The following is a 20361-nucleotide window of genomic DNA, read 5'->3' on the forward strand; positions in this document are numbered from 1 at the left end:
TAACCCCGAACCATGATGCGCTTTTCGCGCATTTGGTAGGGGACCCTTTTACGATGAGAAAGACTACAACCGTCGCTGCCCTTCTGGCGTGCGTCGCATCTGCGCCGCTAGCCGCCAAGGAAGGCATGTTTACGCCGCAGCAGCTGCCAGAGATCGCCGACGATCTTCGCGCTACCGGCCTCGAACTCGATCCCGAAGCGCTGAGCGATCTGACTGGCTTCCCAATGGGCGCCATCGTCTCGCTTGGCGGCTGCTCGGCCAGTTTCGTTTCGCCTGAGGGCCTGGTGGTCACCAATCACCACTGCGCCCGCGGATCGGTGCAGTACAACTCGACCGCGGAAAACAACTATCTGGAAAACGGCTTCCTCGCGAAGACGAAAGGTGCGGAAGTGCCCGCCGCTCCGGGCTCCCGCATCTATGTCACCACCGCTTTGACCGATGTGACCGACCGCGTCCGCGCAGGCACGGATGCCCTGTCGCCGACCGACCGTTATGACACCGTCGAACAGCGGCTGAAGGATATTACCGCCGAATGCGAGGAAAAGGCCGGTTATCGCTGCCAGGTCGCCAACTTCTACGGCGGCGCGGAATATACGCTGATCGAGCGCCTCGAAGTGCGCGATGTGCGGCTGGTCTACGCCCCGGCGGACTCGGTCGGCAAATATGGCGGTGACATCGATAACTGGATGTGGCCGCGCCACACGGGGGATTTCTCTTTCTACCGCGCCTATGTCGCTCCTGACGGTTCGGCTGCCGATTATGCCGAAGAGAACGTGCCTTACCAGCCGGAGCATCATCTGAAGGTCAGTGCGTCCGGCCTCGACAAGGGCGACTTCGTGATGGTTGCGGGTTACCCCGGATCGACCAGCCGTTATGCTCTGTTGGCTGAAGTTGAGAACACCTTCGGTTGGAACTACCCCACCTTCCAGACGCTGCTGACCGAATGGATCGGTACGATCGAGGATGCTGCACCGGCCGGCTCGGATGCCCGCGTGAAGTATGAAAGCCGCCTTGCGGGCCTCAACAATTACGAGAAGAACCTGCGCGGCCAGATCGATGGCGCTCGCCGTGTCGGCCTCGTCGACCGTCGCCGTGCGCGCGAAGCGGAACTGGCCCGGTGGATTGCCGCCGATCCTTCCCGCGCCAATTACGGCACGGCGATCGCGCAGCTGAATGCCCTTGCGGAGGAAAGCGCACAGGCTGCGCGGACCAGCTTCTGGTACGGCAATGCCACCCGTCCGCAATTGCTGGGCGCAGCGCAGCGGCTCTACCGTCTCTCGAAAGAACGGGAGAAGCCGAATGCGCAGCGTGAATCCGGCTATCAGGATCGCGATCTGACTTTCTTCCGCCAAGGCTTGCAGGCGCTTGACCGGCGCTACGATCCGGTGGTGGACAAGGCTGAGTGGCTGCTGTTCCTGAACGGCTACATCCAGCAGCCTGCGGCCGAACGTGTCCCGGCCTTTGACAAGGCGCTGGGCCTGACGCCGCAGACCACCGCAGCGGACCTGCCCGGCCTGCTCGACAGCTATTATGCCGACACCACGCTAGGCGATACCGAAACGCGCCTTGCACTGATGGAAGCTGATCCGGCCACCTTCGAAGCCAGCGACGATCCGTTTATCGAACTCGCCGTGGCGCTTTACGATTATGACCGCGGCCTGGAAGATGCGGCCGAAGAGCTTGCCGGTCGTTCGCTCGCTCTGCGGCCCGCCTATATGGATGCGATCACGCAGTGGCAGCGCTCGGAAGGTCAGCTGACCTATCCCGATGCCAATTCCACTCTGCGCATCACCTATGGCAATGTCATGGGCGGATCGCCCTTCGACGGGATGCAATATCTGCCCTTCACGACGCTGGAGGGCATTACCCAGAAGGACACGGGCGAAGAACCGTTCAATGCCCCTCAGCGCGAGCTCGATCTGATCGAGGCCAAGGATTACGGCAAATACGAGCTGGATTCGATCAATTCTGTCCCGGTCAACTTCATGTCCGATCTGGACGTGACGGGCGGCAACAGCGGTTCGGCCACTCTCAACGCCAAGGGCCAGCTGGTCGGCCTGCTGTTCGATGGCACCTTCGAAAGCGTCAACTCGGACTGGGATTTCGATCCGCGCACCACACGCAGCATCCATGTGGATTCGCGCTACATGCTGTGGGTGATGGACAAGGTCGACGGGGCGCAGGCCCTGATCGAGGAAATGGATATCGTCGAGTAAGTCGCTCCACGATCACTCAAACAAAAAGGGCCGCCGGAGCGATCCGGCGGCCCTTTCTTTTGTCTTTAAGACCTTAGCCCTGGCGTTCGCCGGTCAGGGCCATGTCGCCAAAAGCGCCGGCATTGACGGTGCCGGTCATCTGGTCGCCATCGACGGTTGCCTTGCAGTTCAGCGTCATCGGCATGGGGACGGTCATGTCCATCGCCCAGGTCAGTTCGTTGCCGTTGATCCTGCCGTCCTTGACGTCCATCGAACCCATTCCGCCGGCCATCGAACCGGTGAAGGTGTTGCCATCGTCACCAGGGACCACAGTGAAGGTGCCCTTCTGGTCGCCCATCGGGCTCTTGACGACGGTGTCATAAGTTCCGGCTACGGACATGCATATTCTCCTTTATTAACAGTGCGGCTTCATCGCCGTAACTTACACTAGTGTCAATTACTGGTCCAGTTCCTGGACGGTGTAGGGCAGGCCCGTGCGTTCGAGCTGCGGCTCGACCACCTCGGCATCACCCACAACCACATAGACAATGTCTCCGTAGACGAAATTTTCCCGCGCAGCCTTTGCAAGCTCTTCTGCGGTCAGCGCACGATATTTGTCGGCAATGGTCTCGTAGTAATCGTCGGGACGATCGTATTTCACGATGTTGACCATGCCCGCGAGGACCGAATTCGAGGTTTCGAACTGACCCGGAAGTTCGCGCACATTGCCGTTGATCGTCCGTTCGAGTTCAGCCGGCGTTACGCCATTGTCGCCCACGAAGCCGGTGATTTCCTTTTCGAGTTCAACGATGGAATCGCCCGTCCGGTCGGCCTGAACTTCGGCCTGGACGGCGTAAACCAGCCGGTCGCGGTTGTACGTCACGCCGGAACGCGATCCGTAGGACCAGCCTTTTGTCTCGCGAAGGTTCATGTTGATGCGCGACAGGAAGCTGCCACCCAGGACCTCGTTCGCGGCAATGAGCACGGTGTTGTCGTCGGTGCCACGCGTATCGAGAACGCGCGCTCCGAGGATCACCGATTGCGGCGAGTTCGGCCGGTTGAGGAGGACGATCCGCGCTTCAGGCGCAGGCACATCCACATCGTAGGTTTTTGCCGGAAGCGCTGTAGCTGGTGCCTTCCAGTCACCGAACGATGCCTCGAGCAGGCTCACGGTTTCCGCGAGGGTGGTATCACCCACCACGAAGACCTGAGCATTGTCGGGGCGGATCCAGCGCTGGTGCGCCGCATCGAGCTCAGCCGGTGTCAGACCTTCGACCACGGCAGCATCACCGAGCCCCGAACCTGGGATCCCGTAGGGGTGGGGACCGAAGACAAGCGGGGTCAATACCCGCTGGCCCGCGCTGCTGGGGTTCTTCATTTCGGCGCTGATCCGGTTGAGCTGCTGCGAGCGCACGCGCTCCAGATCATCCGCGCGGAAACCCGGATTGCGCACGAAATCCGCAAACAGGTCCAGCGAGGGGGCGAGGCGGGTGGAGAGCGAGGAGAGCTGGAAGCTCGTCTCGTCGAGATTGGCAAAGCCGTTGATGCTTGCGCCCAATCTTTCCTGCACGATCGCAAGCTGCGTCGCATCGAGATCGTCCGTGCCTTCGTCCATTGCCGCGAGCATCAGCGACTGGGTACCCAGTTCATCGCGATCGTCAGCCGTGTAGCCGGCATCGAACACCATGCGGACGGTCACTTTCGGCACCGCATCCCGGCGTGCGAAATAGACTTCCATCCCGTTCGACAGCGTTGCGCGCTCGATATCGGGAAAATCCAAATCGGTCAGCTGGCCGACGGGTGGAAGCTGCGAACGGTCCTGCGCCTTGGTCGTGCGCATGGCATCCGGATCGCAGAAGTCCGGGTTGCAGTAAAACTCGACCGGCGCGGCATTCAGCCCTTCGCCCGTCGTGTCGGCCACCACGGCTCCGCCGCGGTCTTCACCGCCCTCGGTACGCTCGCCCGGCTCCACAATCAGCGAGAAGCGCGGCTTGGTAAGCCACTTCTGGGTAACGGCACGCACTGACGCCGGTGTGGCATCGACCATGCTTTCAAGCTGGGTGCGATAGTGACCGGGATTGTCGTGATAAAGCTCGCCCTCGGCCAAGGTTACGGCTTTGCCGCCGAAGCCGCCGACCGATTCAAGTCCGCCGATCAGGCCGGAGACGATCGAGGTTTTCGACCGATCCAATTCATCGGCCGTCGGCCCTTCGGCGATGAACTGCGCGATCTGCTGGTCCAGCGCAGCCTCGAGTGCGGCGCGTTCCACACCGGGCTTGAGGTCGGCCTGCACGATGAAGACACCGGCATCCTCGTTCGTCCATGCCCAGCTGGATACGGACACGGCGAGGCCCTGACCGCGGACCAGCGCGTTATCGAGCCGCGAACTGGCAAGGCCGCCGAGCGTGGTCTGTGCCAGCGCCAGCGGCACGGTATCGGCAGAAGTCTCGCCGGGAATGGGCCACATGCGATAGATGCGGGTGGTGGAAACCTGATCCTTGATGATCTTCTGCTTGTCTGCGGCAAGCTGCGGCACCGTGATCGCCGGATCGACGACTTCATCGCCTCTGGGAATGGCACCGAACCACTCGGTCACCTTTTCCTTGGCGGTGGCGAGATCGATATCCCCTGCCAGCACGAGGACGGCATTGTTTGGGCCATAATGATCCTTGAACCAATCCTTCACATCGTCGAGCGATGCGTTGGTCAGGTCATCCATCGAACCGATGGTGGAGTGAAAATAGGGATGGCCGCGCGGGAAGATGTTTTCGACCACTTCATAGCGCAGGAGGCCGAAGGGCTGGTTGTCGCCGCGGCGCTTTTCGTTCTGGACAACCCCGATCTGGTTATCGAGCTTTTCCTGCGTCACCGCGCCAAGAAGATAGCCCATGCGATCGCTTTCAAGCATGAGCACGCGGTCGAGTGCGGCCGTAGGTACGGTTTCGAAGTAGTTGGTACGGTCCGCATTCGTGGTGCCGTTGAAGCCGGTCGCACCGACCTGCTGGAGCGGCTCGAAGAAATCGCCATCGGCGTTTTCGGAACCGTTGAACATGAGATGTTCGAAGAGGTGGGCAAAGCCGGTTTTACCAGCAGGCTCGTGCTTGGAGCCGACATCGTACCACACGGATACTGCGACCAGCGGGGCCTTGCGGTCGGTGTGCACGACGGTGGTCAGCCCGTTGGGCAGCGTGAAGGTCTCGTAAGGGATTTGGACCTGGTCGACCAGCTGCGCCAGATCGTCGCCCTGCGCATCTGGTGCTGCCGCGACGGGGGCCGCTGCCATGTCTGTGTCCGCCACTGTCGCGCAGCCGCCGAGCGCCAGCGCGAGGACGCTCGTCATCATACTCAATTTTTTCATCTTGTTCTCCCTGTCGAGCCCGCGGCTACCGCCGCATATTTCCTGCTTAATTCTGCCTGCAGATTTTCGAACGATTCAATGCCGCGTGACCCTAAGCAGCTAGCGGCGATGCGTCACTGTCTTTCGGGTAGCGGCATTGGCGATCACATCCTCGCGCCAGAAATGCACCGGCTTCAAGCGATGCTGGACGAACAGCGTAGCCTGATCGGCGTAATGCGGGGATTGAGGGCGTGTGGTCGCCGCGCCGTAGGGTTGGATCGAGCGAGATGTCACTCGTTCGCCCGGCATCCATTCAACCCATTGAATAAAGCTGTCTCCGTGACGAACGCCGAGCCGCCCGTCCTCTTCGACATCCCAGAGCGTGGATGCGCGCAGCGTGTCCGAGCCGCCGTCGAGTGGAAGATCGACATCCCCCTGGCGAAGCCGCAAAAGATCTCCCATCGGCGGGTCGATGCGGCCGAAATGGGTTTGCAAATGGTCTACCGCTTTTGCCAGTTCGTCGCGCACTTCCGGACAATCGGTGTTCTGATAGCGGCACGACATGAACTCGCGGATCATGAGGAGGGCGAGGCTGTCAGCCCTGCCTATGTTATCCGCGGTAAAGTCCCAGCCGAGCAGCAGCCCGCGTGCAGCGTCGAGCTCGGGCTCGTCGGCCACGTCGAGACGCTCAAGAGCTGACCACAATTCGGCAATATATCCTTTGCGGGCATAGCCCGTGTCATACTTGATTTCTTCCAGCGTCTTGCGATCGAGCTGGTCCGCATCACTCATCAGCTGCCACGCCCGGCGCGAGCGATTGGTCTGCTTCAGTTCGACCCCCATTTCCGGTTCATAGGCGTCGGCTGGCAGATCGCTGCCCGCGCCTGCGGCGGTGAAAGGCGTGTTGTTCGCATTATAAAGCCAGCCCGATGCCGGATTCACATAACGCGGCAGGGCCGAATAATCGACGGGTCCCTTCCAAACGAGCGATGGGTCCGTTCCGTCGAGAATACCGCGCCAGTTGGGGCCTTTGGGGCGGTCAGGAATAGCGGCATTGTAAACATAAGCGATATGGCCTGCAGCATCTCCGTAGATGAAATTGGTCGACGGGATGTCCATTCGCCCGAGGATTTCTTCCCATTCTGCCAGGCTTTTCGCCTTGTTGAGCCGGTAATAGGCGTCGAGCTGTCCAAGGTTGTCCATGCCGCCATACCGGAATGCGAACGCGCCCCTCTCATTGATGATGACCGGACCATGGACGCTGCGATGTACCTCGCGGCTGATCGGCAGAACTATTGGTCCGAACCGGACAGGTAACGTAACTTCGCGTGTCTGCAGATCGCGCCACTCCTTTCCGAAGCGATAGCGTTCGCCCGTGTCGTCCAGCTCGAGTTGATAAACGTCCACCATGTCGGGCGTGTTCACTGTATTGGTCCAGCCCAGAACCTCGTTATGGCCGAGAAAGGGGAAGGGCGATCCGGGGAAATTGGCTCCGGCATAGTGCCAGCCTTCCTCGCTCTCGACGACGAGCTCGTACCACGCCACGCCGCCGCGCCAGGGCTGATGGCTATTGGAGACCAGGATTGTCGGACCGCCAGATTTTTCGGGAGCCACGGCGAAGGCGTTGGAGCCGTTATGTGCGCCGTCAGGGCCGAATGGAGAATAAGCGGTCTTCTGCGAACCGGGGAGCGTATCGCCGGAGAGGCCATCGGAAATCGCATCGCGCGGAAAGCCGGGAATATCCGGACCGTATTCGCGGCGCAGATCGTCGCCCGCGACGAGGGGTTCGATCACATTGTTGAGACCGAAGAAGAACGGCTGGCGAAGAGCGAAACCGGCAGCGACATCGAGGCCGTTGACCGGAAAGAGCTTGCCCAGCTTGATTTCGTCAGGATTCTGCTCGGCGTAATCGTTGAGGCCAGTGGCGTAGGCTTCGAAAAGGGCGCGCGTATCGGCGGGCATTTGCGGGTAATGCCGCTCCGCCGTGCCGCGGGCGTCGAGGAGATGATAGACATAATCGACTGCGGCGCCATCCTGCCCGGCGATCGCTCCGTAGCGGCCACGAGCCATGGCGATGACATCCTGAAGCGTAGAGAAATCGTCTTCCGAATGCGCGATGGCCACGCCGTAAGCCACGTCGCGATCGCGCTTGCCATAAATGTGAGGCACGCCGAATTCGTCGCGAATAATCTCGGCGGAATAATCGGCTTCAGGAGGAGGCGCTTCGCCGCGTTCCGCCCAGAGCGGCTCCCAGGTTGCCAAGGCAATGAACACCATTAGCAGCACCAGCGACAGCAAGGCACTGCCGCGCCAAAACCATTTTGCCATGAATTCGATCCTCTCCAGACGCAATGCCTAGCGAGCAGTGCAGGGTGAAGCAATGCTCTGGGCAAAACCCGGTGCGGGGCCTTCCGCGATCCGGATTCGGACCGCTAGCCGGGGGGCGTGACAACCCAGATCACCATTGGCCATGATTCTTCCGGCAAGCCGGTTGAGTTCGATGTCGAGGAACTTCTCGCCACCCGTCTGCTCGTCCAGGGCAATTCGGGCAGCGGGAAATCGCACCTGTTGCGGCGCCTGCTTGAAGAAAGCGCGGGGCTTGTTCAGCAGGTGGTGATCGATCCGGAGGGTGACTTTCCTTCGCTTGCCGAAGAGTTCGGCCATGTCGTGATCGATGGTTCGGCCTATTCGCCGGGTGAAATCGAGGCCTTGGCGCGGCGCATCCGCGAACACCGTGCAAGCGTGGTGCTCGATCTCGATGGTTTGGAGGTGGAACAGCAGATCCGGTGTTCGGCGCAGTTTCTGACTGCCCTGTTCGATGCGCCGCGAGAGCATTGGTATCCGGCGCTGGTCGTCGTCGATGAAGCGCAGATGTTCGCACCGGCGGTAGCTGGCGAGATCGCGGAAGATACGCGGCGCATGACGCTCTCGGCCATGACCAACCTCATGTGCCGGGGTCGCAAGCGCGGCCTGGCCGGTATCGTTGCGACCCAGCGTCTTGCAAAGCTGGCCAAGAACGTTGCCGCCGAGGCGTCGAACTTCCTCATGGGCCGGACTTTTCTCGACATCGATATGGTGCGCGCCGCCGACCTGCTTGGCATGGATCGCAGGCAGGCCGAACGGATACGCGAACTGGAACGTGGGCATTTCCTGGCTCTCGGCCCGGCGATCACGCGGCTGCCCTTGTCGGTGAAGATCGGTCCGGTGAAGACTGGCAACATGGTGCGCAGCGAAGGCCTGATGGCTCTGCCCGACACCGCTCCCGAAGACATGGCGGATCTGCTTACCCGTGATCTTGCGGCAGATGTTGCCAAGGCACCGCCGCCGCCCGCGCCGCCACCTGCCCCGCGGATGGACGAGATAGAAACAACCATTGCCCATGCCGAGGAACGGCAGATTGACGCGCCGGCGCAGCCTGCCGATACTTCTGCCGTTGCCCAGCGGATCGATGAAATTATTCATGAGTTGGCGGGCGAGGAAGGAATCGCGTTCCAGTCCGCGAGTGCACAATTCCAGACTTTCCTTACCCGATGCCGCCGTGAACGGCTGATCGGTCCCATGCCCGATATGTACGCCTTCCGCCGCAGGTTTGCAGTTGCGGGAGCCGGACTGACAGATCTCGGCGACGCCATGCAGTCACGGATTATGGACCTCGCCCGTTCGGTCGATGAAGATTTGCTTGGTCCTTTTCTGGTCATCGCCAAGGCGGCCCATGCCGGCGAAACGCAGGTAGACGAAGCCGAGTTGGCACGGGCCTATGGCACCAGTTCACCGGGGCGCATCAGGCGGCTGCTCGAACATCTCGAACGGCAGGGCCTCATCGTCGTGCGTGAGGATTTCGGCGGAGGGCGAACCGTGATGGTGCCCGGCCTCGAAGGCATTTCGGCCGAATAAATTTCTGCTTGCCTCTCGCGCTGGGTGGGCACACCCCTATATCCCAATAACACACCTCGCAAAATTCTTCGCGGGGCCTTGTGTTGCATATCCGCAACACCATATTCGAGCGGCAATTCTCGCAAGAGGGGTTTTACATGAATCTCGAAAAGTTCACCGATCGCGCCAAAGGCTTTCTTCAGGCGGCGCAGACCGTGGCCATCCGCAATAGCCATCAGCGCATTTCGCCTTCGCACCTGCTCAAGGCGCTGCTCGATGACGATCAGGGCATGGCGGCTCAGCTGATCCAGCGTGCGGGCGGTAATCCCGGCGTGGCGATCACCGAAATCGACAATGCGCTGGCCAAGGTGCCTGCCGTATCGGGTGGCGGCGCGCAGCAGACGCCGGGCTTAGACAATGACGCCGTGCGGGTTCTCGATCAATCGGAACAGCTGGCTGAAAAGGCTGGCGACAGTTTCGTGCCGGTTCAACGCATACTGCAGGCCCTGTCGGTTAGCGCCACGGATGCCGGCAAGGCGCTGACCGCCGCGGGCATCAACGCAAAGGCGCTCGAAGAGGCAATCCAGGAAGTGACCAAAGGGCGAGCCGCGCACAGTGCCGGAGCCGAGGAAGCCTATGACGCGATGAAGAAATATGCCCGCGATCTGACGCAGGCGGCGCGCGACGGCAAGCTCGACCCCGTTATCGGGCGTGACGAGGAAATCCGCCGTACTGTGCAGATCCTCGCTCGCCGGACCAAGAACAACCCCGCGCTTATCGGCGAACCCGGAACCGGCAAGACCGCTATCGCCGAAGGCCTGGCGCTGCGCATCGCCAATGGAGACGTGCCCGACAGCCTAAAGGGCCGCACGCTAATGGCGCTCGACATGGGCGCCCTGATCGCGGGCGCGAAATATCGTGGAGAGTTCGAGGAGCGGCTCAAATCCGTGCTCGACGAGGTGAAGGGCGCCGAGGGCCAGATCATTCTGTTCATCGACGAGATGCACACGCTGATTGGAGCAGGGGCTTCCGAGGGCAGCATGGATGCGGGCAATTTGCTGAAGCCTGCGCTCAGCCGCGGCGAGTTGCATTGCATCGGCGCGACCACGCTGGACGAATATCAGAAATATGTCGAGAAGGACCCGGCGCTGCAGCGGCGCTTCCAGCCCGTCTATATCGACGAGCCGAGTGTGGAGGACACGATCAGTATCCTGCGCGGGATCAAGGACAAATATGAGTTGCATCACGGCGTGCGCATTACCGATGGCGCGATCGTTGCCTCCGCGCAGCTATCGAACCGTTACATCCAGAACCGCTTCCTGCCCGACAAGGCGATCGACCTGATGGACGAAGCGGCTTCGCGCATTCGTATGGAGGTGGAGTCTAAGCCCGAGGAGATTGAGGGTCTCGACCGCCGCATCATCCAACTGCGGATCGAGGAACAGGCGCTGCAGAAGGAAACCGACGAGGCCTCTAAGGATCGTCTCGATACCCTGCGCAAGGAACTGTCCGAGCTCGAGCAGCAGAGTTCCGAGTTGACCACCCGCTGGCAGAACGAACGCGACAAGATTCACGCCGAAGCGCGGGTAAAGGAAGAGCTCGACCAGGCACGCATCGAGCTCGAACAAGCACAGCGTGGCGGCGATCTGCAAAAGGCAGGAGAGCTTCAATACGGCAAAATACCCGAGCTTGAACGCAAGCTGGAAGAGGCCAGCGGCCAGACCGACAATGCGTTATTGAAGGAAGAAGTTACCGAAGATGATATCGCCGGCGTGGTTTCACGCTGGACGGGCATTCCGGTGGACAAGATGATGGAGGGCGAGCGCGAGAAGCTGCTCGAAATGGAGAACATCCTCGCCAAGCGAGTGATCGGGCAGAGCCAGGCGATCGACGCGGTATCCAAGGCAGTGCGCCGTGCGCGTGCCGGCCTGCAGGATCCGGGGCGCCCGCTGGGCAGCTTCCTGTTCCTCGGCCCCACCGGCGTCGGCAAGACCGAACTCACCAAGGCCCTCGCCATGTTCCTGTTCGATGATGATCAGGCGATGGTGCGCATCGACATGAGCGAATTCATGGAGAAGCACGCGGTCGCCCGCCTTATCGGCGCACCTCCGGGCTATGTCGGATATGAAGAAGGCGGCGTGCTGACCGAGGCCGTGCGGCGGAGGCCCTATCAGGTCGTGCTGTTCGACGAGGTCGAAAAGGCGCACTCGGACGTCTTCAACGTTCTGCTTCAGGTGCTCGACGACGGACGTTTGACGGACGGGCAGGGTCGGGTGGTCGACTTCAGCAATACGCTGATCATCCTCACTTCGAACCTCGGTAGCCAGTATCTGGCCAATATGGACGACGACCAGAAGGTCGAGGATGTCGAGCCGCAAGTGATGGATGTTGTCCGGGGCCATTTCCGCCCCGAGTTCCTCAATCGTCTGGACGAAATCATCCTGTTCCACCGCTTAGCACAAGAGCACATGGCCCCGATCGTAGATATCCAAGTGGCGCGGGTGCAGAAGCTGCTCAAGGATCGCAAGATCGAGCTGGACCTAACCGAAGCTGCGAAAAAATGGCTTGGCCGAGTGGGCTATGATCCAGTCTATGGCGCACGGCCGCTAAAGCGCGCAGTGCAGCGCTATGTGCAGGACCCGCTGGCCGACATGATCTTGTCAGGAAAAGTGCCGGACGGTTCGACGGTTAACATCGACGAAGGGGATGGGGCGCTGGAGATGATTGTGGCTTAAGAGCGATGACAACGGCCGTTTCTGATCGCTCTGAATCTTGTTTTAAAGATAAGAAGTCGCCCTGTCATTAACACGCTGGCAAGTGAGAAGCCCAATCTGCCGCTGTCTTTCTAGGGTTGGCTTCGCAAATCAGCGCTACTGTGGTTGTTTCTGCTTGAGCGCTTGTTTTCCATTTGAATACGTTTGCGCTCTTCCCACTCAAATCGTGAGAGGCAAATTTTTTCTGGTATCCGGCTTCCGACAACTTTCTCGTATTTGCATATTATTTCATCAGCATTATCATCGCGTTTCTGAGGCTCGCTTTGATTATGAAATGCGGTGGCCAACACTGACACAAACAAAATTGCAGGGGCAATATGCATAGCTATCTCTCGCATTTTGAAATTACTAATATGAGAATGATGGCTTAGAAAATTTATCGTAGAAAAGGAAGGGGTAAGAATCAATAATTCTTGTCGCTATATTACCATGAGGAGTAAGCATTACTTTATATTGGTTTTAAGTTGCTCCTAAGTGAAAATACCAATCCGAATAAAATCGACATCGTTTGGTGTCGAAATCCAATCGGGATAGGATCTCGCAAACGCTCATCTTAAAAAGCTGATTATCGGTGGGCTTATATTCGTCTTTTTCGTCCGGGTAAAAGACGCGATGGGTCACCATTCTGATAATTAGAATTAGTACCGCAACGCTCTTCGATGTTGGAGGTGAAGATGGGCGAGACCTTTTTCCGCGTCATTCAGTTTGGCGATTAGGAATTACCTAGTGACTAAAATTTTGGGATAATTTTTTCTTAAATCAATAACTGCCCGCCTTCGCCTGATGGCGTTAAACGCGACCGCAGTCGATTAAAGCTGGAAGGAACTGGTGAAATATGACGAAGTGGTATCCCCCATTGGCAGGGCTGCTGGTTCTAGCCGTGACGCCGGCAACCGCCCAAGAAAGTACGGATAATCTTTCAACTACTGCCGATCCCCTTGAAGATCTTCTGGCTTGTCAGGCGATAGCCCAAGTTACGGACCGCGTGTCGTGTTACGACGAAGCTACGTCGAGGATCGAGCGTGCACGTGCCGACAGGGAGATCGTTCTGGTAACTAAGGAAGAAGTCCGCGCAGCGCAGCGCGGGTTGTTCGGTTTGGCCGGGCCCGAGATGGAATTGCTCGACGAAGTCGAAGATCATTTTGAGACGGATCAAAGTCTCAGAGAAATGACCGGAACGATTGCCGCGATCGGCCGCAATCGTCACGGACTTGTTCTGAGGCTTGGAGACGGTGCTGTTTGGGAGCAAACAGACAAAGTCTATTTAGGCAACGTGAAAGTCGGCGATTCTATTGTTATTACGCGGGCGGCATTAGGAAGCTATCTGGCAAAAGTTGACGGCAGCCGCGGCGCAAGAGTGAGACGCGTCAAATAGAGCTGCGTGCAGATGAGTGAGGCGAAAAAGGGGCGCTTTTGCGGCCCTTTTTTTGCTTCCACATTGCACTGTTAGGCAGCAACAAAAAGGGCGACCCGAAGGCCGCCCTTTTCCTATTTGCTTGCGATCGAATAGATCAGAAGCGAGCGCGTACCCCGAAGTAGTACCGACGACCGAAGATGTCATAGACATCGGCTGCGGTATCGGTTCCGGTCACATTGAAGCTCGTTCCGGTGAGCAAGTTCGGGGCGTCGTTGTCGAGCAGATTGTCGGCGCCAACATAGAACTCCAACTCATCAGCTGCATAGAAGGTGAGCTGGGTGTCAAGATAGAACTCGGCACCGACGCCCACACATTCTGGATCTGCGCCGAACGAGGCACAGAGGCTCTGATCTTCATACGACTTACCGATGTAGTTGCCGGTAAAGCTCCAACGGAAGTCGTCGTTTTGATAGGCCAGATTTGCCGTGAACTTGTCCTTCGGCGTCCCGATTTCACCAGCTGCCGGATCGACATCCTCGCCCTCGAGTGGCGTGTAGTCGTTCTTGAAGACATGCGTGTATGCAACACGTCCCGACACGCGATCATTCTCACTGAAACCAAGCGGAGTGTTGTAGCTCAATACAACGTCCAGACCCTCCGTTTCGAGAATGGCAGCATTCACCGCGAGCGCGTTAATCAGATCGATCGATCCGGCACTGTTAACTGCCGTTGCCTGTGATCTGCGCGTGATAAGATCGCAGAAGGTCTGATTGCCTTGACCGTAGCACTGGTCGAGGCTGAATTGCCGCGGGAACGAAGCAATCACGTTCTCGATGCTGATGTTATAATAGTCAGCAGTGAGAGTCAGGTTGCCGAGTCCAAGCGAACGAGCATCGAATGCCGCACCTGCCGTCCATGATTCGGATTTCTCCTCCTCCAGATTCGGATTTCCGCCATTGAAGCCGCTGATGCCCTGACGATCAGACTGGTTCAGTGTGAACACACCATTGGCGGCAATATTGGCGGCAACGCCTGGATCTGCACGGCAGTTGTCGCCGACCGCGCCGCCACCCGATGCGCCGATACCCACACACGGATCGGTCAGCCCCGAAGGGAAGGTCTGTGAAAGGCCCGAGAACAATTCGCCAACGTTCGGCGCACGGACCGAGCGTGCATACGTGCCACGCAGTCGCAGGGGAAGGAACGGCTGCCAAGTAACCGTCCCGTTGTAGCTCGATACTCCACCGACAGTCGAATAATCAGCGTAGCGGAAGGCACCCCCGATTTCGAGCAATTCAAAGCCAGGTGTGTCGGCTAGGATTGGGACCCTCACTTCGGCGAACGCTTCTTTGACATCAAAGCTGCCTTCGGTATCCGGCAGTTTGTTACCAGCGTTCAGGCCAGCGTTGGTCAGTGCATCGTTATCCGAGAACGAGCTTTCTTTGCGGTATTCGGCGCCGAAGGCAAGGCCCAGCGGCCCAGCCGGAAGATCTACAACGGAACCGCTGACAATCCCCTGTACAACGCTCTGCCGGATACCCGTGAGGAAGGTGCCTTGGGCGGCAATATAATCGACTGCGGCCTGGGACACTGCACCGGCGCCGAAGATGTTTGCAGGGACGCACCCATTGGCCCGAGCTTCCGCACTGATGCAGATCGCTTCCCCAGCAATGCCATTGCCGTTTTCGTCACCCACTTCTGAGCGAACGGCAAGTGCGTCACGGAAGTTGACGACATTGACCTGGCCATTCGAAACCTGAGTTTCTTTCACCTCACCGTAATTGTAGTTGAGGTCCCAAGTGAAGCGGTTGTCTAGGAAATCCCCGCGTGCACCTACAACGAAGCGATAAAAGTCGCGTGAGGTGTCACCCGAACGCGGACCGAATTCTGCCAAGCGACGGGCAAACCCAATGTCGCGCAAACCATCGCCGTTGGTATCCGTAGCAGCCGCTAAGATTTCGTCAGGTACTAGCGGATTGGCAACGACCGTCGTAGTGCCTGGCAGAAAATTCTCGACGTTAAAGCCGCCGCCCGAGGGGAAGATACCGTTTGCACCACCAGACTCTAGCGCGAATGGCTCGATGATCCGTGACGAGCTTGTACGGTTGAAGGTACCTTCGAAGTACGCTTCGACCGAATCGTCCACCTCATAGTTGCCGCGAGCGGCGAAGAGGTAGCGCTCCACTGGCACAGCCAATGTGCGGAAAAATTGGCGGTTGAAGCCGTTTGGTGCGCCGCCGCATGAAGTCCCGTTAGTGTCGAAACAATTTAGGAGGTCACCATTCTCTCCATACGTGAAGGTGCCCCCAGTTGTAATGAAGCGACCCTGAGGAGGGTAGCTGGAATAATAGGGTTCGACGGGCGTGCCGTAGTCAGCCAAGTCGCCAGTAAAGAACGAACTATCATAGTCGTCCGTGAAGGTATTCTTACGCTGACGCGACAAGAGGCCCTTTTCGTTCGAATAGCCGAGGTGCAGCATGACATTGCCTCGGCCATCGTCCGTGTTCACGCCTGCAGTGATGTTCGCTTGGTAACGAATGTCGTCGCCACGTTCGGTCAGGCCATACTGCGCGTTGGCTTCGACGCCTTCAAAGTCCGTCTTATAAACGAAGTTTACGACACCTGCGATTGCGTCCGAACCATAGAGCGCGGAGGCGCCGCCGGTCAGAATATCGATGCGTTCGACGAATTGGGTCGGGATGACGTTGAGGTCGACCGTTGCAGACCCGGGAAGCGAGGCAACGACTCGGCGTCCATCGATAAGGACGAGAGTGCGGTCAGAGCCAAGGTCACGAAGATCAACTGTTGCGACGCCAGTACCTGAGGTCAAGAAAGCCGAATTTGTGCGGCTGAGTGCAGGCGTCCCGAAAACCGGGTTTTCAAGGAGAATTTCTTGAATGTTGGTCACGCCCGAATCATCGATGGCCTGATCATCGACGATTTGCAGAGGGGCTGCAGAGTCGACTGTTGGCGAAGCAATGCGCGATCCAGTGACCACAATCGGCTGGCCGATCGGTGCGGGATCTTCTTCGAGCGCCTGTTCACTGGTCTGTGCCTGAGCGAACGCAGGCGAGGCTGAGCCTGCGAGCGCGACAGCCGCCAAGCCGGCGCTTGCATATAATGCCGCGCGCCTATTGAGTTTCGGGAGAGTATTTCTCATCTATTTTTCCCCAAGAAATAATAAAAAAAGCCAAATCAGAGAAATCTAATATACGCAATCTCTCGGTGCGCATAAGATACCTGGGATTTGCGCGAAGCGTCTTGGCTTCGTACTCTCTGTGCTGCAAAGACAATTTGCGCGTAAGTCTTCAAAATGTAAAAAATGTTGCAACTAGGCAACGGGTTATATATTAGATAAAACTAATTAAGGAATAATAGTTGTAAATCTTAAGCAAGTATTGCGTGCAGGCACCACCGCTAGCTTAATCGGGAGGATACCAAGGCAGCATCACGCGATTTTGGCCGCTCGCCATCACGGCGTGCGCCTCGATCGCTGTGCCCACAAAAAAGGGCCCCGAAAATTCGGGGCCCTTCCAGTCTTTCGGAGTTAAGCGAATTAGAAGCGCTTGCTCACACTGATCGCATAGCGGCGACCGATGTCGTCGCTTTCCGATCCAGGATAGATGTATCCGAAATATTCCTGACCGATACGATCAAACAGGTTGGTGACCGCGAAGTTGAAACGGAAATCGCTTTCCGTATCGAAATACACGTTCATGTTAACCGTCACGAAGTCGTCCAGCTGGTCGAGTTCACGCGTGTCGTTCGGGCTGCCGCCACGATCGAAGCGCGAGAATAGCTGCTCGCCAGTGTAGTTGACGTAGGTTCCGACACCGAAATTGTCGCCGGCAAACACCAGGCGGGCCTGGCCGGAGAATTCCGGATCGCCGATGGTACCGTCCGAACGCTGCGGAGCCACCCCGGTAATGTCGTTGATACGACGCTTCACATAGAGCAGGTCGCCGCCCGTACGCAGGGTCAACGGAATGCCGATCCCATTGAGCGAGGTGCGATAATCCAGCGCACCAGTGATACCTTCGAACAGGATCCGCTGACCATTGACGAAGCCGGTTCTTACAGCCGGATTCGTGGGCAGGTTGGGGATCTGGCCATCCGCACCGAAGCCGAGAGCTTCGCAGAAGCTGTTGCCGTTGATCGGATCAGAAGCGTCGAAGTTCTCGTTGTCGAAGCAACCGGAAGCAAGCTGACCAGTACTCAGGCTGGCGATCGGACCTTCAAGTTCGATATCAATATAATCTGCCGTGATGGTCAGACCGTTGACGAACCGCGGACGGACGATGACGCCAAACGTGAAGCTGTCAGCCTTTTCGTTTTCCAGGTTCGGGTTGCCGCCGGACAGCCCGGCGACCGATGCCTGCGCTGCAAGCAAGTTGTAAGTCGCGGGATCGTTGTTAGTGGCAGCCAGGAAGGCCTGACAGTTACGTGTCCGTGTCTCGGGTACCGGGCCGGCATCGATGGCCTGCGCAGTACACAGATCGGGCGGACGCACAAACGTCGGGCTCTGCGGAAGGAACAGCTCGGTCACCGCAGGAGCACGGAACGACCGCGTGAAGTTGCCGCGGAACTGGATGTCCTCAATCGGCGCGATACGGCCGCCGACAGCGAAGGAGGTGAACCCGCCATTCACTGTGTTATCGACGTAGCGAACGCGCCCGAAGACTTCTGCACTGTCAAGGAAAGGGATATCATTCTCTGGCGATGCAAGCGGAATGAGGACTTCACCGAATACCTCGTCGACGTTGTACTTGCCCGAGGTCGGCCCGACGGCAGCGCCGCGACCTTCACCGAACTGCGTGAAGCTCGAAGGCGTGAAGGAAGCTTCTTCCTCGCGGTGCTCGTAACCTACGTTGAAGCCGATCGGACCAGCCCAAAGGTCGAACAGATCGCCGCCGAAGTTGGCGTTGAACACCTTCTGGGTGATGTTGGCCACATCATTGATGTCTTCACGGATGTAGTTCAGCGCTTCCTGGCTGGCTACACCAACGCCGAGAAGGTTGAGCGGAACGCAGTTCGGGTCCGCAATCGGCTGCACCGGCTGCCTTGGGGCGACCGGAACTGGCGGCGTGGTCGTGCAGACCGGACCGTTGGGGCCGGCGACATAGCTTACCGCATTGATGAAGCGCTGCTGGTTGATCTCCTGACCGAAGTTTTCAATTTCGTTCGTGCCGTAATTGAAGCTGACTTCGTAGTTCCAGCGATTGTCGAACAGTCCGCCGAATTCACCACGGAGGCCGACTACGCCGCGCTTCAGCTCGCTCTCGGTTACGGTGCCGTTGTCGAAGAGATCTTCGTTCGAACGCGAAACGTTGAAGGTCGTAAGACCAAGGCCAGTGAGAGTGGCGCGAGCCTGATCCGTCAGGAACGGGTTGGTCGCGACATCGTAGGTGAGACCGCCCGACACGCCCGGATCGAACACAAAGGTGTTGAAAGAAGGGTTGTTGCCTTCTTCGATCGCGCGGCTGTTGTAATACAGGCCCTCGGCGAAGGCTTCCATACCCGGCATGATCTCGTAGCTGAGAAATGCGTTGGTGGTGAAACGTTCAAGCGTCGAGGTGACACTGAACTGATCGGCAGTGTTGTAGGCCGTCGGGCTCAGGCCCGTTCCGAAAAAGCCGGTGAGGTTCGTTCCCGGGAAGATGTTGTCGATAATCGTTCCATCGGGAGCAAACGCAAGACCGAAACCGGCGCTCGTGATCACACCGCCGGTGGAAAGATACGGCGACAGAACATTCGGGAATACGACACGTGCCGGGACGCCATCGTCGGGTCCAGTGTTGCAGCCGATGTTCGGATTGACGCGACCGTCATCCGCAGGCTGGGTGGTTCCCGGAGCGCAATTGTTGTTCAGGAAGCCGAGGTTGTCACGGATGTGCTCGCGATCCGAACCGCGAACGCCGTTGGCCTTGTCATAAGCCATCGAAAGGGTGACGTTACCGCGATTGTCGGCAAAGTTGGAGCCGAACAGGCCGGAGACGTTGTAGTTGAACGCATCGCCGCGGTCCGAAATTCCCGAGGTTCCGGTCATTTCGAAACCTTCGTAATCATCCTTGAGGATGATGTTCACGGTTCCGGCAATCGCATCCGAACCGTAGATCGGCGCGCCGCCGACGAACACGTTGTCGATCCGCTCGATGAGGTTCGTCGGAATGATGTTGAGATCGACCTGAACGCCTGGTGCGCCGGACGAGAACAACGAAGGAAGGTTGGACGATACCACGCGGCGACCATTTACGAGGCTCAGCGTGCGGTTCGAACCGAGGCCAAATGTATTCACGAAGTTGACGCCGGCGCCGTAACCGGCCTGATCGCCACGCTGGCTGACGCTGCTACGGAACTGCGGGAGTTCGTTCAGAGCATCGGCTGCGTTGGTGATGTTGCGATCATCGTAATACTGCGCGCTGATCGAGCTGGTGGGCTCGGTGCCCACGATCTCGGGGCGACGGATGCGCGAACCAGTGACGACGATGGCGCCTTGCGTGTTCGAAGTTGCATCGGGGGCAACCGCGTCGCTGGCATTGACCTGTTCAGGAGCCGCTTCCTCGCTATTATCCTGTGCGAGGGCGGGACTGGAAAGCGCCACAGCAGCCAGTCCGGCACCGGCATATAGCGCCGCCCGACTGCTGAAATTTGCAAAGTTCAATTTCATGGATTGTATCCCCAACATATTAATTACACAGACCATATTGCGAGCCTTTGGCGCGATGACTCGCGCAGAGGCTCTTCTCTCCAGCACAGCCTGGTGGAGGAAATCTGCGGGATGCCGGTGATGTGAGCAATGCCAGTGTATCACATATGACTAATATT

The 20361-nt window shown here is 58.5% G+C and carries 9 protein-coding genes; 4 read left to right on the forward strand and 5 right to left on the reverse strand.

The features are described from left to right. Window positions 1-53 precede the first annotated feature (53 nt). The gene (locus K3175_RS07760) at window positions 54-2216 is read left to right on the forward strand and encodes a S46 family peptidase (protein ID WP_221542790.1); all 2163 of its coding nucleotides are present in this window, start codon (window positions 54-56) and stop codon (window positions 2214-2216) included. 73 nt (window positions 2217-2289) lie between these two features. Here the strand turns inward: K3175_RS07760 and K3175_RS07765 are convergent, their stop codons facing one another. The 3 genes from K3175_RS07765 to K3175_RS07775 form a co-directional block, all read right to left on the reverse strand. Next, on the reverse strand, window positions 2290-2595 hold the full coding sequence (locus K3175_RS07765; RefSeq protein ID WP_221542791.1) for a hypothetical protein: 306 nt from the start codon (window positions 2593-2595) through the stop codon (window positions 2290-2292). A 57-nt stretch (window positions 2596-2652) separates the two neighbouring features. After that, window positions 2653-5553, reverse strand: coding sequence for a M16 family metallopeptidase (locus K3175_RS07770; protein WP_247710779.1), 2901 nt, complete (start codon window positions 5551-5553; stop codon window positions 2653-2655). Window positions 5554-5652: 99 nt separating this feature from the next. Next, window positions 5653-7860 (reverse strand): penicillin acylase family protein, encoded by a 2208-nt coding sequence (locus K3175_RS07775; protein WP_221542792.1) that lies wholly within the window; start codon window positions 7858-7860, stop codon window positions 5653-5655. 117 nt (window positions 7861-7977) lie between these two features. Between K3175_RS07775 and K3175_RS07780 the strand changes: the two genes are divergently transcribed. The 3 genes from K3175_RS07780 (at window position 7978) to K3175_RS07790 (ending at window position 13554) form a co-directional block, all read left to right on the forward strand. Continuing rightward, on the forward strand, window positions 7978-9426 hold the full coding sequence (locus K3175_RS07780) for an ATP-binding protein (RefSeq protein WP_221542793.1): 1449 nt from the start codon (window positions 7978-7980) through the stop codon (window positions 9424-9426). Between the two features lie 137 nt (window positions 9427-9563). Further along, a complete protein-coding gene (clpB, locus tag K3175_RS07785) occupies window positions 9564-12140 on the forward strand; it encodes an ATP-dependent chaperone ClpB (RefSeq protein ID WP_221542794.1) in 2577 nt (858 codons plus the stop codon). Between the two features lie 874 nt (window positions 12141-13014). Further along, a complete protein-coding gene (locus K3175_RS07790; protein WP_221542795.1) occupies window positions 13015-13554 on the forward strand; it encodes a hypothetical protein in 540 nt (179 codons plus the stop codon). A gap of 136 nt (window positions 13555-13690) precedes the next feature. Here K3175_RS07790 and K3175_RS07795 read toward each other — a convergent pair whose 3' ends face one another. Together K3175_RS07795 and K3175_RS07800 are read right to left on the reverse strand one after the other, a co-directional pair. Next, window positions 13691-16639 (reverse strand): TonB-dependent receptor domain-containing protein, encoded by a 2949-nt coding sequence (locus tag K3175_RS07795; protein ID WP_247710780.1) that lies wholly within the window; start codon window positions 16637-16639, stop codon window positions 13691-13693. Between the two features lie 453 nt (window positions 16640-17092). Next, entirely contained in the window at window positions 17093-20203 is a 3111-nt protein-coding gene (locus K3175_RS07800; RefSeq protein WP_221542797.1) for a TonB-dependent receptor domain-containing protein, read from the reverse strand. Window positions 20204-20361: the final 158 nt, after the last annotated feature.

This window comes from Qipengyuania aestuarii, from assembly GCF_019711535.1.
Lineage (GTDB): Bacteria > Pseudomonadota > Alphaproteobacteria > Sphingomonadales > Sphingomonadaceae > Qipengyuania > Qipengyuania aestuarii.

Bases quoted from the DNA above. Each gene is read 5' to 3' on its own strand.
- K3175_RS07770 (WP_247710779.1), bottom strand. From the start codon at position 5,553: ATGAAAAAATTGAGTATGATGACGAGCGTCCTCGCGCTGGCGCTCGGC.
- K3175_RS07760 (WP_221542790.1), top strand. From the start codon at position 54: ATGAGAAAGACTACAACCGTCGCTGCCCTTCTGGCGTGCGTCGCATCT.
- K3175_RS07800 (WP_221542797.1), bottom strand. From the start codon at position 20,203: ATGAAATTGAACTTTGCAAATTTCAGCAGTCGGGCGGCGCTATATGCC.
- clpB (WP_221542794.1), top strand. From the start codon at position 9,564: ATGAATCTCGAAAAGTTCACCGATCGCGCCAAAGGCTTTCTTCAGGCG.
- K3175_RS07790 (WP_221542795.1), top strand. From the start codon at position 13,015: ATGACGAAGTGGTATCCCCCATTGGCAGGGCTGCTGGTTCTAGCCGTG.
- K3175_RS07765 (WP_221542791.1), bottom strand. From the start codon at position 2,595: ATGTCCGTAGCCGGAACTTATGACACCGTCGTCAAGAGCCCGATGGGC.
- K3175_RS07775 (WP_221542792.1), bottom strand. From the start codon at position 7,860: ATGGCAAAATGGTTTTGGCGCGGCAGTGCCTTGCTGTCGCTGGTGCTG.